The sequence below is a fragment of the Dokdonia sp. Asnod1-B02 genome, assembly GCF_045063955.1.
Taxonomy (GTDB): Bacteria; Bacteroidota; Bacteroidia; order Flavobacteriales; family Flavobacteriaceae; genus Dokdonia.
The window spans coordinates 2,248,453-2,262,925 of the sequence record NZ_JBEFNW010000002.1; the positions used below are offsets into that span (position 1 = coordinate 2,248,453).

Consider the following 14,473-nt stretch of genomic DNA (forward strand, 5'->3'; position numbering starts at 1 on the left):
ATGCTTTCGCGAAAGCAAAAAACTTTATTTTAAATTTTTCCAGTACCACGCCATTGCTTCTTTGAGTCCATCTTTAATACTGAATTGTGGGTCGTACCCTACTCTACTCCTTGCGCGATCAATACTTGCTAAACTATGTGGAACATCCCCAGCTCTTTTTGGGCCATATTTCACATCAACGTTTGCAATATCTTTATCAAACTGACTTAATTCAGTTTTTAGAATCTTAACAAGTTCGTTTAAATCAGTTCTTTCTCCGTAAGCAACATTGTAAACTGTATTAATTGCCTCCTCACTCTCGGTGAGCATTGCTCTGATATTCATTTGAATTACGTTGTCAATATACGTGAAATCACGAGAAAAAGTACCATCACCGTTCATAACTGGTGATTCGTGGTCCATTAATAATTTTGTAAATTTAGGAATAACAGCTGCATACGCTCCATTAGGATCTTGCTTACGACCAAAAACATTAAAATATCGAAGCCCTATACAATCCAATCCATATGTTTTGTGAAATACATCTGCATACAATTCATTTACATATTTTGTAATAGCATAAGGTGATAATGGCTTTCCTATAAAATCCTCTTTTTTAGGTAAGCCTTGAGAATCACCATAAGTAGAAGAACTGGCAGCATACACAAAACGCTTTACCCCTTTATCTTTAGACGCTATAAGCATATTTAAGAAACCGCCCACATTTACTTCATTACTTGTTGCAGGATCTTGTATTGATCTTGGCACTGAGCCTAATGCTGCTTGATGAAGTACATAGTCACAGCTAGAAACAGCGTTCTCACATACTTCGATATCTCTAATATCACCATCAATAAATGTGAAGTTAGGATTTGATATAACAGCATCAAGGTTATGTTTATGGCCTGTAGCCAAATTATCTAAACAAGTAACAATTGCTCGATTCTCAATCAATACCTCGCAAATATTTGAACCTATAAATCCAGCTCCGCCAGTTACTAACACCTTCATTCCCTCGACTTGAGAATATACACTATCAATCATAAAAAAAAATTTTGAGCAAATATAAAGTATTTCGACTGTCTAGAGAACTATGTTTATTTTACCATAACCTTAGCATATCGGGTTAAACTTATATTAAACCCTATACCAGCGCCTTAGTAGGTTTAAATGCATTCGTAGCTTTACATAAACCAAAAAATAAAACTATGAATTATTTGAACTTAGATACAGAAAAGAGTAAACATACAGTAAATGAACTCAACACGCTACTTGCAGATTACCACGTGTACTACCAAAAGCTCCGTAACTTTCACTGGAACATTTCAGGAGTAAATTTCTTTGATTTACATATTAAATTTGAAGAATTATATGATGATGCAAAATTAAAAATTGACGAAATCGCAGAGCGTATTCTTACACTACGATTTGCACCTACTAGTAATCTTTCTGACTACTTAGAAAAATCAAGCATTAAAGAGGCAAAATCAGATTTATCAGATAGAGATATGGTCGATAACATTCTTGAAGATCATGGAATTATTTTAAAACAGCTAAGTGCTGTTGTGAATAAAGCAGATGACGCTGGTGACGAGGGAACTATTGATCTCATTGGAGCATATATACGTGAATTAGAAAAAACAAGCTGGATGCTGGATGCATGGAGAAAGAAAACAGCAGGAACATACACTGAAGCATAAGTTTCACACATATGTTACTAAAAAGGCTCAATTACTATTTTGTAATTGAGCCTTTTTTACGTCTGTAACAATTCTTCTATTCCTCTGGAGTAAAACTATACTCAGGCACCTTCCCTACTGCTCCTTTAAAAAATGCATAGATAGTTTTCATATCTTCCTCAATATTTCCAGATGGATATAATGGTTTAGAAATACGATGCTCTTTCTTGCCAAAATCAAAAGCTACCATAATGATAGGTACTTCTGCTGCTAGTGCTATGTAATAAAAGCCGGTTTTTAGTTTATCAACTTTCTTACGCGTTCCTTCTGGAGCGATTGTAAGTCTAAATTCTTCTTTATCCTTAAAGACATCTGCGATAGACTGTACTTTATCTTGACCTGGAGTTCTGTCTATAGGTGCGCCTCCCATTGCCTTAAAAAGAAGACCCATAGGCCACTTAAACAGTTCTTTCTTTCCTATAAAACCTATTTTCACATCAAGTGCGCTTCGTAATAAAATCCCCATATAGAAGTCATGCCAACTGGTATGCGGCACAGCGATTACCACTGCTTTTTTTACAGTATCTTGAGAAAAATCACCTATTGCTTTCCAGCCTATAACATCGTTATATATCCATTTAAAAAATCCCATAACTTTTATAAATCTTTATAAATTTTTATTGCCTTCTCAAGATCTTCTGGAGTATCAATTCCTATGGCTAGCTTGGAAGAACGTACCATTTTTATCTTTTTACCGTATTCTAAAAAGCGGATGCATTCTATCTTTTCTGCTTTTTCTAATGGTGTCATGTTCATAGAAGCAAAGTCTAAAATAGCTTGCTTTCTAAAAGCATATATTCCCTTATGCTTGTAGGTCGTTATTCCAGCTGTAGTATCTCTCACGTAAGGCAAAGGAGATCTAGAAAAATACAGAGCAAAATCTGCGTTATCTACTATTACCTTAACATTGTTAGGATTTTTAATTTCAGATACATCTGTCATGGGCATCATTACACTTGCAAGATCTATTTGATCTGCATCGTCACCATAGAATACATCTAGTACCGGTGCAAGATCTTCTCGTGTAGTAAAAGGCTCATCACCTTGTACATTTACCACAATATCTACATCAAGACTTGCAACAGCTTCTGCAATACGATCGCTACCACACTCATGTTCCTTTATGCTCATGATTGCTTTACCTCCAGCATCTTCTACCGCTTTGTAAATAACCTCACTATCAGTAACTACAAATACTTCATCAAAAAGTCCCGTTGCCACAGTACTCTCGTAAGTGCGCACAATTACTGGCTTACCAGCCAAATCCTTCATCATTTTGCCTGGGAAACGTGAGGCTGCATAGCGAGCAGGAATCATGGCTATAATTTTAAGTTGTTTACTCAAAAAAGATATTTTTAGAAAATTACAAAGGATGTGTTTACGCTTCCCGAAGTGAATTCGGGACGAGTTTCTCGAAAGCGTGATACGTCACCTCAAAACAAGTAGCGAAGTTAGTGAAAAGAGTACAAAAGCTATGCTCTTCTAAGACGACGAATTACCTTCCAAACTAAGCCCACTAATAACAATACGAGAATTAGTGCCAAAATAGGAGAAAATATACTTGCCACAGAGACTGTAGTCGCAGCAATTGTTTCTGTACCAGCGATTACCGGGTTTGCGAGTCCACCAGTGGTTGCAGTACTTCCTAATCTTGTAGCACTTGTAGTGCCAGAAACTGCTGCCGCTGCTCCGCCTCCAGCAATAATGGCAAGTGCCCAAGTGATGGTAGGATCCATATCTCCCATCGTTGCTACCATTAACAATGTACCTGCTACTGCAGCAAGTGGCACCGATATAGTGTCTAAGATATTATCTACCCAAGGAATAAAATAAGCTCCTATTTCAAAAATTGTGGCTACTCCTAGTAAGACTAATGCGGGAACACTCCCCACCCATTCCCATGAATTGTTTACAGGAAACCAGCCAAAATGAGCCGAGAGACTCAAAACTAATAAAGGGACAAACACTCTAAAGCCTGCAGATGCCGCCAGAGAAAATCCTAGAATAATACTTACAATTAATTCAAAACTCATAATGGTAAACTTAACTAATAATGTGCACAAGGTAAGAATGAAAAAGAAAAGTGCCAACGAACTAACCTATCCCCTAGCCCCGATTGCAGTGAAAATCCCGCAAGAGCTGGCGTAGCCGTAATGAGGAATTGTAACGTAAAGCGGGAAATAGCTCCAAAGGAACTACAACTTAAGCCTCTTCTACAAACATATCATCTTTAAAGCCTATTAAGTACAGCTTACTTTTAGATCGTGTGATGGCTGTATATAACCATCTCAAATAATCTTTATTCATCCCGTCAGGAAGATAGGGTTGCTCTATAAAAACATTATCCCACTGTCCACCTTGTGATTTGTGACAGGTGATTGCATAGGAGAATTTAACCTGTAGGGCATTAAAGAATTTATTATTCTTTATTTTTTGGAAACGTTTGTAGTTAGAAGTTTCATCTGCATAATCTTTTTGAACTTCCTTGTATAAGGTGTCACCTTGCTCATAAGGAAGTGCTGGCGTCTCAAGGGTAAGTACGTCAAGCATAACAACAGTTTCAAAAGGTTGCATCTGTGGGTAATCTACCATTTGCACTTTTACCTCTGCAAAACGGAAACCGTAGAGTTCCTTAATTGCTAGAATTTCTAGCACCTTTACAATATCACCGTTTGCAATAAATCCAGCATCACTTTTTGCATCAATCCAGAAGTAGTTGTTCTTTACAACCATCAAGTGATCTCCAGCAGATATCTCCTCTTCTTGAAATAGAATTCTGTTTCTTATTTGCTGATTATATAAGTTTGCTCGTTTGTTCGACCGTACGATGATGGCTGTCTCTTCTGTACCTACGCTACTATAACAGTCATTGATGGCATCCATAATCTCATGACCATCTATAAGTCGCACCACGTCTGTAAATCCTGCGATGTCAAATTTAAAATCTTCATAAAACTCTTCAGAGAGTTGCTCCCTTAAAGCGGTTGCGTTCATCAAGATACCACTATCCTCTGCTTGCCTCATTACTTCATCAAGCTGTATGGTCTCTACGTTTTTATTATACTGCATAGAAAGCAAATTAATGTCAAGTGCAGGTGACATATCAAGCTTTACTGGTGGTAACTGCGCCTCATCACCTACCAGAATGAGCTTACAATTATGACCGCTATAAATGTATTGCATCATATCATCCAGTAGTGACCCATTATCAAAAAACTTAGACTCTGCAGCCCTATCAGAGATCATAGATGCTTCATCAACTATAAAAATGCAGTTTCTATGCTTATTGGGTTGCAGACTAAAAGAAACGCCGCCTCCACGCTCTTTTTTGGGGAAATAAATTTTTCTATGGATGGTATAGGCTTGTTTTTTACTGTAATTACTCGCCACCTTTGCCGCTCTTCCTGTAGGTGCCATGAGCACAGATGTCATGCCAGCTTGCCATAAATTTTTAACTACAGTCCCAATTACTGTTGTTTTACCTGTACCTGCAAACCCTTTAAGAACAAACACTTTATCCTTAGAGGTGTCAAATAGAAAAGTAGACAATTGCTCTAACAGCCTGTCTTGCTTTAAAGTAGGTGTGTGTACAAAGTCTTTAACTAGCTGCTTGTAGAATGCTCTGGGTTCTTTAATCATAGGAGGTTGAGAATGCTCGCAAATTACATAATGAAAAATGAGATAATAAATTTTTGTGTGTAAAAAAAAATTGTAGATTTGTTCCTAACCATAACTAATTTTAAACATCATTACATGAAACTAGTAATACAGCTTGTACTTTGGGTAGTAATTGCCGCTTTAGGTTACCTTCTTTTTAACGCAGTTTGGGGAGAGGTAGAATTTAATGAAATAAAAGAAAAGCGATATAAGGCCGCTATTACCAATATGAGAGACTTACGTCAGACTCAATTAGCTCATAAAACTGTAACAGGTAAATATGAAAAAGACTTTGACAAACTAGTTCGTTTTATAGACACAGCTGAGTTCACAATAACTCAACGTAGAGATACAACTATACTTGATGTAGAAAAAACTAAGCGTTTCCGTGTAGATACTTTTAAAGAAATTGTTGTTACAGATACATTAGGTACTAAATCTATAAAGGACTCTTTATTTAAAGGTTCAGATCGTTATAAGACAATGATCAATGTTCCTATTGAAGGAATCGATGCAAAGTATACAATGGACGCTGGAGAAATTGAAAAAAGTAACACAATGTATCCTGTTTTTGAAATATCTATAAAAAAGGATATTTTACTTGCAGATCAAGATAAAGACTATCTTCAAAAAGAAAAGCAAATTGTATCTGTAGACGGTGTAAATGGTGATGCTTTAACTGTAGGGTCAATGGTTTCTATTAACACAAATGGTAACTGGCCTAAGAGTTACGGTGCTAATGACTAATAGCAAGCATACAAATTCATTATATAGTCTGTCCATCCAAATACATTTGGATGGACTTTCTTTTTTTACTCAACATATCCATTCTAAGGACGTAAAGGATGCAGAGGTAGTACGCTTTCGCGAAAACGTGAATCCTACCACCCTACTTGTTGAGATAGAAAAGGCTTTCAAAGAGATAGAGGCGCTCGCACAACCCTTTTTTAAGGTTACTGTGGTATATGCTAACGAATTGTTTACACTTGTCCCACAGGCGCTATTTGATAGTGAGAAGGCAGCAGACTATCTTAAGTTTAATACAAAGATTTTAAGTACTGATTATATAGCTCACGACACCATAGATTTTTATGATCTTATCAATGTTTACGTGCCGTATTCAAACATAAACAACTTCTTCTTTGACACTTTTGGATCGTTTGAATATTATCACAGTACGACAATATTTGCAAAACATCTTCTTACGGAGTATTCTAATAATGAAGAAGCTCAAGTATTAATAAATTTACAAAGCTCGTATTTTGAGATGGGCGTTGTAAAGAATAAAAAACTACTTTTTATTAATAGGTTTGAGATACGCGCCAAGGAAGATTTTATATATTACCTACTCTTCACTCTAGAGCAACTAGAACTCAATCCAGAAAATACACCTGTAACACTTACAGGTACTATAGAAAAGGATGACGAATTTTATAGTATAGCACATACGTACATCAGACATCTTATTATTAAAGATAGTCCGTCTACCAGCTTCACAAGATCTCAATCCCTACTCGCAACACTACTATGACAAGAATAATCTCAGGAAAATATAAAGGACGCCGCATCGCTGCTCCAAAAAAATTACCCGTACGCCCTACCACAGATATGGCAAAGGAAGCATTGTTTAATATTCTGAGAAGCAATTACCATATGAGCCAGCTTAGGGTTTTAGACCTTTTTGCTGGTACAGGAAATATAAGTTATGAGTTTGCCTCACGCGGCTCAGACCAGATTACAGCCGTAGATGCAAATTATGGTTGTGTGCAGTTTATAAATAAAACGGCAGAGGAGTTTGAATTTCCAATTCAAACTATAAAAAGTGACGTATTTAAGTATTTAGAGCGTGCAAGAGGCACTTATGATATTATTTTTGCAGATCCACCTTACGACATCGACATTAAAGATTTTGAAAAAATAGCAACGCTTGTTTTTAAACAAAATTTGCTAGATCAAGATGGCACCTTGATCATAGAACACGGAAAATATACTAAAATGGACTCATTTCCTAATTATGTACAAACACGTAATTATGGTGGAAATGCCTTCAGCTTTTTTGAAATGCCAGAAAGCGACGAAGAAGAATAACAATTTATATAAGCACGCTTTCACAAGACTCGTCCCAAATTCACTTCGGGAAGCGTAACAACATATAGTATAACAAATAAATCCCGCAACTAGCGGGATTTATTTGTTATAAAAAGCTTGTGAAATCTTAAAAAAAGCAGGCCTATAAGCCGGATTCTGTTCACTCTAGATGATTCTAGAGATTCCTTATTATTTATCTGGGATTACCATTACTAGTAACCTCTATCTGCCTACCCTCCCACAACGCGCGGATCGCACTTAACTGTGAGTATACTTGACATTGCACCGCATAGAGTTTACCTGGGTTCGCTACAGCATTACCTGTACATTCTTTCTGTTGCACTTGTCCTCCACTAAAAATAAATTTAGCGTGACGGCCGTTAGCCGCTATGCTATCCTTTGGTGTCCGGACTTTCCTATCCATTGCTGGATCAATAAGGCGGCCTGCTGGCGCAAAGGTACTCTAACTATTATAAGGGAGCAACGCATTACTCCCTTATGATGCTTTTTTATGCCGAGTTTCTACTCGCATTAATATTACCAAATAATGATCTCGTCACCATTTGCTCATACACAGCAAGCTTATCTGATTGTTCTCCAGATTTTTGCATTTCTTGTATAGCTCTCAATGCATATTGCTGGATGGTAAGAAGGGGCAATACAATGCGCTCCCTTTCTTGTATGGATGCTTTACCAGCTTGCTCATTTTCCATTAACTCCTTGAGTCCTGACACTTCAAGCATTAATCGCTTGCTACGCTCATATTCATCAAATAGAATCTTCCAGAAAGCACCAAACTCCTCGTCATCTGCCATGTAAGCGGTTAAGCCAAAGAAAGACTTGGTAAGACTCATCATACTATTTTCAAGCAGCGTACGGAAGAATGAACTATTCTTATAAAGCTCCTTTACCTCTTGAAGTGTTCCTTTTTCTTCAAAAGAAGCCAGCGCAGTACCTACGCCATAAAATCCTGGAACGTTTTGTTTAAGTTGGCTCCAACTGCCCACAAAAGGAATTGCTCTTAAATCCCCAAAATCTAGCGTAGACTTCTGAGAACGCTTACTTGGCCTACTACCAATATTTGTTTTTGCATAATACTTAAGCGTACTCATACGCTCTAGGTACGGCAAGAATTTATCGTGCTGTTTAAAAGCTGTATAAGCTTCATAACTCTTTTGAGCTAGTGCTTCTAGTGTTGCTCTATCAGTATCTGTAATGTCATTATTTGCAGAAGCAAAAACTTCATTTGCAACACCACTACTTAATAATTGCTCCAGGTTATATTGACATGAATCCAATGTCCCAAAATTTGAACTGATGGTTTGTCCTTGTACTGTAAGTTGTATTTCTTGGGCTTCAATTTTTGGCCCTAAAGATGCATAAAATTGATGTGTCTTTCCGCCTCCACGTGCAGGTGGTCCTCCTCTACCGTCAAAGAAGATTACAGTAACCCCATATTTTCTAGACATGGCAGTCATCGCTTCTTTAGCTTTAAAGATACTCCAGTTTGCCATGAGATATCCACCATCCTTGGTTCCATCAGAGAAGCCTAGCATGATAGTCTGTCGCATGCCACGACGCTTTAAATACGCACTGTATGTTGGGTTTGTATATAACGCCTCCATCACTTCTGGAGCAGCAATTAAATCTGGAACGGTCTCAAAAAGTGGGGAAACATCTGCAGTAGGCATATCCCAATCACATAGTCTTAAAAAAGTAAACGCCTGCATTACATGCAATGCACTTTGTGAATTACTTATGATATAACGGTTGGAGCCTTTTTCTCCATTTTCTTCTTGAATGGTTTTCATTGCATAAATAGAACCTAGTGTTTTTGTGACAACCTCTTCACTAAAACTATCTGGATCTAAGGAGCCAGAAACATCATTTAAAAACGCTATCTGCGCCTCGTCATCTAGACTCAAGTAGTTCTCTGGAAATATAGCTTTACCATCTATCTGAGCATGTGCTACTATTTCTTCAAACACAATTTTATGGATGCTACTATCTTGTCTTATATCTAGGGAGGCAAAATGCAACCCAAACAATTCTACTTTATGAATTAAGCTATCTATATGGTCTAAGTATAAACTTTGATGCTTATCTCTTACTACATCACGCACCTCTTTAAGAACGGTAAGAATATGGTTTTGATCAATCTCTGGCTTACCTTCTACAAAAATCGCTTTATACAACGCAGCCTCTAATGATCCCAGAAGTTCCTCTGTACCTTGAAAAGTTATACGACGACGCAGTTGTCTTAGTTCGCGATAATAATTTCTTAGTACGGTGCTGCGTAATTTACGTGCAACTTTAAGCGTGATTGCTGTAGTCACAAATGGATTACCATCGCGATCTCCACCTGGCCAAAAACCTAGGTCTACTAGTGAGTTACTAAAAGCTTCGTCTTGTATTAAGTGTTTATGTAAGTAATCATAAATAGCACCGGCACTATGGTAAAACACATTTTCTAGGTACCATATTAAACTTACTGCCTCATCATAAGGTGTAGGTTTTTCTTTCTTAAAGAAAGGTGTTTTTCCTAGTTGAGCCAGTAATGATTTTATGTCTTCTAGACGGTCTTCTCGTATTGCTTCACTAAGATCATTAATAATACCTAGCACCACTCCTGGATAAAACTGCGTAGGGTGTGCAGTAAGTACTGGTCTTATTTTAAAAGTATTTAAGTAAGCAATAAGCTCTTCTTTTTTACCAGTTGCCTCTGCTTCTTCCTTTATGTTACGCAGTGTTCCGCGTCCGTCCATATTGTTTACAATACGATATGAAGCATCCTCTATCGCATCAAAAAGTACCACTTGACGCTCTATATATTGTATAAATTTAAACAGCAAATCTTCCCTTTCCTTTGCCGAAGCATCTCTCATGTATCTTTCAAAAAAGTACTCAATGATTTCAGAAGGATTTTTATTGTCTTCATATCCTGCTTTACAAATAGAATGAAAAAGCGGTAGAAGTACTCCTGTATTTGAAATACCGTCAAAGGGAAGTGTCATAAATATAGCGTTGTACACTTCATATTTTGACTTTACATTTGTATTAAATCTCTCAATTTTTGGTTCTCTAGACATGGGTATTATTTTTATTAAAAGTACATATCACTTTTCACTTACTATATAGGGTTGTTAAATTTCAGAATCTCATAATTACACTCGTTTATGAGTCAACCTCATTAGCAAATAGCCAATTAATACATCGTAAAATTTATAATTTCTCTTTTTTGATGGGTTATTATTACGCTTTCGCGAAAGCGTAAAACCATATACTTCCAGCTTTTTTTGAATATTCTGAGAAGTAAAGTAGCAATAAGGAGTTTATAACAATGTGCAAGGGAAATTAAGAGCATAAAAAAAGGCCAGCAACCGCTGACCTTTTTAAAATTATGTGATTAATGATTACTCAAAATCTGCATCTGAAACTCCTTCATTTACTTTGATCTCTGTAACATTAAACTCTATAGCTTGTGGGCCTAAAGACTGGCTCAATGTAAATGGAAACATGATTCCTCCTACATCTTGGTACTTGCTATAAACGATCGTAGTCTTGAAAGTTTGACCTTGTGCTTCTTGTACAGAAACTTCTTGAAGTTTAAGTCCAGTTTTTGCACTGTAATAAGCCATTTTACCTCCATCAACCTTTACAACATAAGCATCTTCACCATCTACTTTCTCCATGCCTTCTAGAGTAGCTCCACCACTTAACCAGTTTACTTCTGGAAAAGGAGAAGATTCTGCTTTTACTTTGGCAATATCATCACCTTCTAGGTCTTTACGCTGTCCTTGTGCTACCATATAAGCGGTCTCACCATCTAGCACTTGCTTAGAAAGAGAATTACCTCCCATCATGATGTTCTGTACAAATTGCTCTTTGGTAGTCTTTTTAAGCTCAAAATCTAACGTCATACCTTGCACAGTACCTTGTGCCTTGATATACACAGAGTTTACTGCAGCAATCTTATCCTTACCACCTATGGCAGCAATGTAAGATTCAAGCACTTTATTTACCGTTAAGTCTGCAGGAAGTTCTTTCTTGAATTCTGGCTTTGCAATTGCTTTACCATATACATCATAGTACTTTACAGGTACAGCTTTACCATTAATAACAACCTTATTGAGGTTATCAATTACCTCGCTACCTTTTCCAGTAACTACGATTCTAGCATTATCTCCTTTAAACAATTTACTTGCAGCATTCTGCACGTCTTGTTGAGATACTTTATCAATATTAGAAAGGTAATTTTTGTAGAAATCCTTAGGAAGTCCTTTGCTCTCAATATTGTATGCATAGTTTGCGATAGTTTGTGGTCGCTCTAACGCTAGTACAAAATTACCAGTATACTTCGCTTTTGCATTTGCAAGCTCTTCGGCAGATACTGGCTCAGATCCCATGCGATTAATCTCTTTTACAATCTCAACCACAGAGCTATCTGTAACTACGTTACGTACACTTGCTGTAGCGCTAAAACGTGTTACCGTTTTCTCGTTAGATCCTATTCTAGAATAAGAACCGTACGTGTAACCTTTATCTTCACGTAAGTTGTTAAAAAGACGAGCTTCTCCACCACCACCTAAGATGTTGTTTGCAATCAATGCAGGAAAATAATCTGCATCAGTCATTTTTAATTCTACAGTGTTCTGAACAGCAATTTCTGACTGTACAGCGTTATCCATGTTTATGAAATTGATTTCTGTAGTAGATGCATTTCCTTGCTCTGAGAATGGCGTTTCAGGAATGTTTCCTTTTTTCCAGCTCTTAAAGTTCTTCGTTACAATCTTCTTTACATTATCAAAATCTACATCACCTATAATGATTAAATATCCATTATTAGGTCTGAAGTAATCTGAGTGAAACTTATTTACATCTGCAAGAGTTACATTATTTACCGTCTCTTCTGTAGTAAATTCTCCATAAGGGTGATCTGCACCGTAAGCAAGAACGCTTTGTACACGACCTGCAATTGCACTTACACTTTTCTCATTAGATTTTAAACCTTCTATGAGACGCTCCTTTTCCTTATCAAACTCTACTTGTGTAAAGTTAGGATTGATACCAGCATCTGCTGTAAGTTCTATAAGACGCTCAAAATACTTTGATAGTCCGCTAGCAAATGCACTTTGAGAACCAAAACCTATGTTTGCTCCTAAGTAATCTACTTCTTCCTCATAAACATCTTTTTCAATGTTTTTAGAACCTTTACCCAGCATAGATGACGTAAGGGAAGCAACGCCTGCCTTATCTCCTTCTACAATAAGAGGATTATTCATCGTAAGTTGAATAGATACTCTAGGTAATTTTTTATTTTCAACAACCATTACTTTGAGGCCATTCTTGAGCTCAAAAGATATTGGATCTTTTAAATTAATCTCAGGAGCCGGACCTGGCTTAGGTTGTATGCTTCTGTCTACTTGTGCATAACCAGCAGTTGCTAGCATTAATAGTGCACCTAATATAATATGCTTTTTCATTAATTTTCTTTTTGAGATTCTGGTAAGTACTCTAATATTACACGCTCATTTTCTTTGAGGTACTTTATAGCAGCTGCTTTAATGTCCTCTCTTGTTATAGATCTGTAAATATCAATCTCTGTATTAATAAGATTAGTATCATCATATAACATGTAGTTACGAGCAAGTGAATTTGCAATACCTTCTACACTACTGTTAGAATTTACAAAACGGTTTTCAAATTTATTTTGAAGTTTTTGATAATCTCTTTCAGATATTAGCGTTGTTTGAAGTTTTACAATCTCCTCATCCATTTCTGTTATTAAATTTTCTAGAGAGTTTTCGCCTAGAGGTAACGCTCCTATTAAGTAAGAACCGTAATCTTCTTGAGCACCGCTAAAAGCAAATACTTGTAATGCTTTCTTCTGGTCATCTACAAGTTTCTTGTAAAGTCTAGAGCTTTTACCATCACTTAATACAGATGATACCATGTCTAATACATAAGCATCTTTTTCTGTTTGAGCAGGAGTTCTGTAAGCTAAGAATATCGCAGGAATCTGGATATTAGGATCATAAAACTTCTCTCTTACAGGTACCACAGGATCTTCTTTAAAAGTGCTACGTGCAATATCCTTACCTCTTGGGATAGGCGCAAAGTATTTATTAATCATCTCTTTAGTCTCTGCAAGATCAATATCTCCAGCTACAACCAAGACTGCGTTATTTGGCACATAATAGGTATCGCTAAATTTTTGAAAATCTTCTAGTGTTGCACTAGCAAGGTGATCAAGAGATCCTATTGTTGTCCAGCGGTATGGATGCTTCTTAAAAAGCATCTTCCCTATTACTTCTTGAAAACGTCCGTATGGCTGATTGTCCACTCGTAAACGTTTTTCTTCTTGCACTACTTCCTTTTGAGTATCTACGCCTATTTGATTGATGATTGGGTGTAATAAACGCTCAGATTCCATCCATAGACCTAATTCTAGGTTGTTAGAAGGAAACACTTCGTAATAATACGTTCTGTCTTGTGTCGTGTTTGCATTGTTTTGTCCTCCATTTGAAGAAACTACCTTAAACCACTCACCACGTTCAATATTTTCTGTACCCTCAAAAAGTAAGTGTTCAAAAAAGTGAGCAAAACCAGTTTTACTTGGATCTTCATCTTTTGCACCTACGTGATACATTACAGATGTTGTTACTACTGGAGCGCCATTATCCTGGTGAAGAATAACGTGCATTCCATTGTCAAGATCATACTCTTCAAAGCTAACCTCTTGAGCATTAAGGGCAACGCCACTTAACAAAAGAGCTGCTAAAGCATACATTTTCTTTTTCATATTAGATTTTAAAGTTATTGTTAGTATGTAAGTCGCAGCAAGATAAAATTGTTACAACTTTACAGGAGTAAATTTATATACTCATTTGACGAATTACAAGGTATTTGTGCTTAAATTCCTACAAAATCATTTGAATAACACTAATTAAGAGGACTTTACCTTTCTTGTTTAACTTTCTTGTTAATTAGGACTTCCATCATTTTGGTAT

Annotated in this window: 12 protein-coding genes and 1 other RNA gene; 4 read left to right on the forward strand and 9 right to left on the reverse strand. The window is 36.6% G+C overall.

The window, feature by feature from the left end:
- Positions 1–24: 24 nt before the first annotated feature.
- Positions 25–1,023 carry an SDR family oxidoreductase gene (locus ACJJVU_RS10235; RefSeq protein ID WP_405224975.1) on the reverse strand — a complete coding sequence of 333 codons (999 nt, stop codon included), beginning with the start codon at positions 1,021–1,023 and terminating at the stop codon, positions 25–27.
- A gap of 164 nt (positions 1,024–1,187) precedes the next feature.
- Here ACJJVU_RS10235 and ACJJVU_RS10240 point away from each other — a divergent pair, with 164 nt between their 5' ends.
- Entirely contained in the window at positions 1,188–1,679 is a 492-nt protein-coding gene (locus ACJJVU_RS10240) for a Dps family protein (RefSeq protein ID WP_405224978.1), read from the forward strand.
- Positions 1,680–1,755: 76 nt separating this feature from the next.
- On the opposite strand, the gene ACJJVU_RS10245 is transcribed toward ACJJVU_RS10240, so the two are convergent.
- From ACJJVU_RS10245 to ACJJVU_RS10260, 4 genes are all read right to left on the reverse strand, one after another.
- The gene (locus tag ACJJVU_RS10245) at positions 1,756–2,310 is read right to left on the reverse strand and encodes a 1-acyl-sn-glycerol-3-phosphate acyltransferase (protein WP_108878734.1); all 555 of its coding nucleotides are present in this window, start codon (positions 2,308–2,310) and stop codon (positions 1,756–1,758) included.
- 5 nt (positions 2,311–2,315) lie between these two features.
- A complete protein-coding gene (gene kdsB, locus ACJJVU_RS10250) occupies positions 2,316–3,035 on the reverse strand; it encodes a 3-deoxy-manno-octulosonate cytidylyltransferase (RefSeq protein WP_405227499.1) in 720 nt (239 codons plus the stop codon).
- 155 nt (positions 3,036–3,190) lie between these two features.
- Entirely contained in the window at positions 3,191–3,751 is a 561-nt protein-coding gene (locus tag ACJJVU_RS10255; RefSeq protein WP_298324753.1) for a DUF4126 domain-containing protein, read from the reverse strand.
- A gap of 169 nt (positions 3,752–3,920) precedes the next feature.
- Positions 3,921–5,357, reverse strand: coding sequence for an ATP-dependent RecD-like DNA helicase (locus tag ACJJVU_RS10260; protein WP_298324750.1), 1,437 nt, complete (start codon positions 5,355–5,357; stop codon positions 3,921–3,923).
- A 114-nt stretch (positions 5,358–5,471) separates the two neighbouring features.
- Here ACJJVU_RS10260 and ACJJVU_RS10265 point away from each other — a divergent pair, with 114 nt between their 5' ends.
- The 3 genes from ACJJVU_RS10265 to ACJJVU_RS10275 are packed head-to-tail and all read left to right on the forward strand — an operon-like array spanning position 5,472 to position 7,463.
- Positions 5,472–6,122, forward strand: a complete 651-nt coding sequence (locus ACJJVU_RS10265) for a hypothetical protein (protein ID WP_405224983.1) — start codon at positions 5,472–5,474, stop codon at positions 6,120–6,122.
- A complete protein-coding gene (locus tag ACJJVU_RS10270) occupies positions 6,085–6,906 on the forward strand; it encodes a DUF3822 family protein (protein WP_405224986.1) in 822 nt (273 codons plus the stop codon). Before ACJJVU_RS10265 ends, ACJJVU_RS10270 begins: the two co-directional genes overlap by 38 nt.
- The gene (locus ACJJVU_RS10275) at positions 6,903–7,463 is read left to right on the forward strand and encodes an RsmD family RNA methyltransferase (RefSeq protein WP_405224989.1); all 561 of its coding nucleotides are present in this window, start codon (positions 6,903–6,905) and stop codon (positions 7,461–7,463) included. Before ACJJVU_RS10270 ends, ACJJVU_RS10275 begins: the two co-directional genes overlap by 4 nt.
- Positions 7,464–7,592: 129 nt before the next feature.
- On the opposite strand, the gene rnpB is transcribed toward ACJJVU_RS10275, so the two are convergent.
- The 4 genes from rnpB to ACJJVU_RS10295 form a co-directional block, all read right to left on the reverse strand.
- Positions 7,593–7,914, reverse strand: an RNA gene (gene rnpB, locus ACJJVU_RS10280) — RNase P RNA component class A.
- Between the two features lie 58 nt (positions 7,915–7,972).
- Complete coding sequence (locus tag ACJJVU_RS10285) at positions 7,973–10,552, reverse strand: phosphoenolpyruvate carboxylase (protein WP_405224992.1); 2,580 nt, start codon at positions 10,550–10,552, stop codon at positions 7,973–7,975.
- Between the two features lie 324 nt (positions 10,553–10,876).
- The gene (locus ACJJVU_RS10290; protein ID WP_405224995.1) at positions 10,877–12,946 is read right to left on the reverse strand and encodes a M16 family metallopeptidase; all 2,070 of its coding nucleotides are present in this window, start codon (positions 12,944–12,946) and stop codon (positions 10,877–10,879) included.
- Complete coding sequence (locus ACJJVU_RS10295; protein ID WP_405224998.1) at positions 12,946–14,265, reverse strand: M16 family metallopeptidase; 1,320 nt, start codon at positions 14,263–14,265, stop codon at positions 12,946–12,948. Before ACJJVU_RS10295 ends, ACJJVU_RS10290 begins: the two co-directional genes overlap by 1 nt.
- Positions 14,266–14,473 lie beyond the last annotated feature (208 nt).

What these genes read in the sequence shown, in the direction of transcription:
- ACJJVU_RS10235 (WP_405224975.1), bottom strand. Translation starts at nt 1,023, where the DNA reads ATGATTGATAGTGTATATTCTCAAGTCGAGGGAATGAAGGTGTTAGTA.
- ACJJVU_RS10240 (WP_405224978.1), top strand. Translation starts at nt 1,188, where the DNA reads ATGAATTATTTGAACTTAGATACAGAAAAGAGTAAACATACAGTAAAT.
- ACJJVU_RS10245 (WP_108878734.1), bottom strand. Translation starts at nt 2,310, where the DNA reads ATGGGATTTTTTAAATGGATATATAACGATGTTATAGGCTGGAAAGCA.
- kdsB (WP_405227499.1), bottom strand. Translation starts at nt 3,035, where the DNA reads ATGATTCCTGCTCGCTATGCAGCCTCACGTTTCCCAGGCAAAATGATG.
- ACJJVU_RS10255 (WP_298324753.1), bottom strand. Translation starts at nt 3,751, where the DNA reads ATGAGTTTTGAATTAATTGTAAGTATTATTCTAGGATTTTCTCTGGCG.
- ACJJVU_RS10260 (WP_298324750.1), bottom strand. Translation starts at nt 5,357, where the DNA reads ATGATTAAAGAACCCAGAGCATTCTACAAGCAGCTAGTTAAAGACTTT.
- ACJJVU_RS10265 (WP_405224983.1), top strand. Translation starts at nt 5,472, where the DNA reads ATGAAACTAGTAATACAGCTTGTACTTTGGGTAGTAATTGCCGCTTTA.
- ACJJVU_RS10270 (WP_405224986.1), top strand. Translation starts at nt 6,085, where the DNA reads ATGGTAACTGGCCTAAGAGTTACGGTGCTAATGACTAATAGCAAGCAT.
- ACJJVU_RS10275 (WP_405224989.1), top strand. Translation starts at nt 6,903, where the DNA reads ATGACAAGAATAATCTCAGGAAAATATAAAGGACGCCGCATCGCTGCT.
- ACJJVU_RS10285 (WP_405224992.1), bottom strand. Translation starts at nt 10,552, where the DNA reads ATGTCTAGAGAACCAAAAATTGAGAGATTTAATACAAATGTAAAGTCA.
- ACJJVU_RS10290 (WP_405224995.1), bottom strand. Translation starts at nt 12,946, where the DNA reads ATGAAAAAGCATATTATATTAGGTGCACTATTAATGCTAGCAACTGCT.
- ACJJVU_RS10295 (WP_405224998.1), bottom strand. Translation starts at nt 14,265, where the DNA reads ATGAAAAAGAAAATGTATGCTTTAGCAGCTCTTTTGTTAAGTGGCGTT.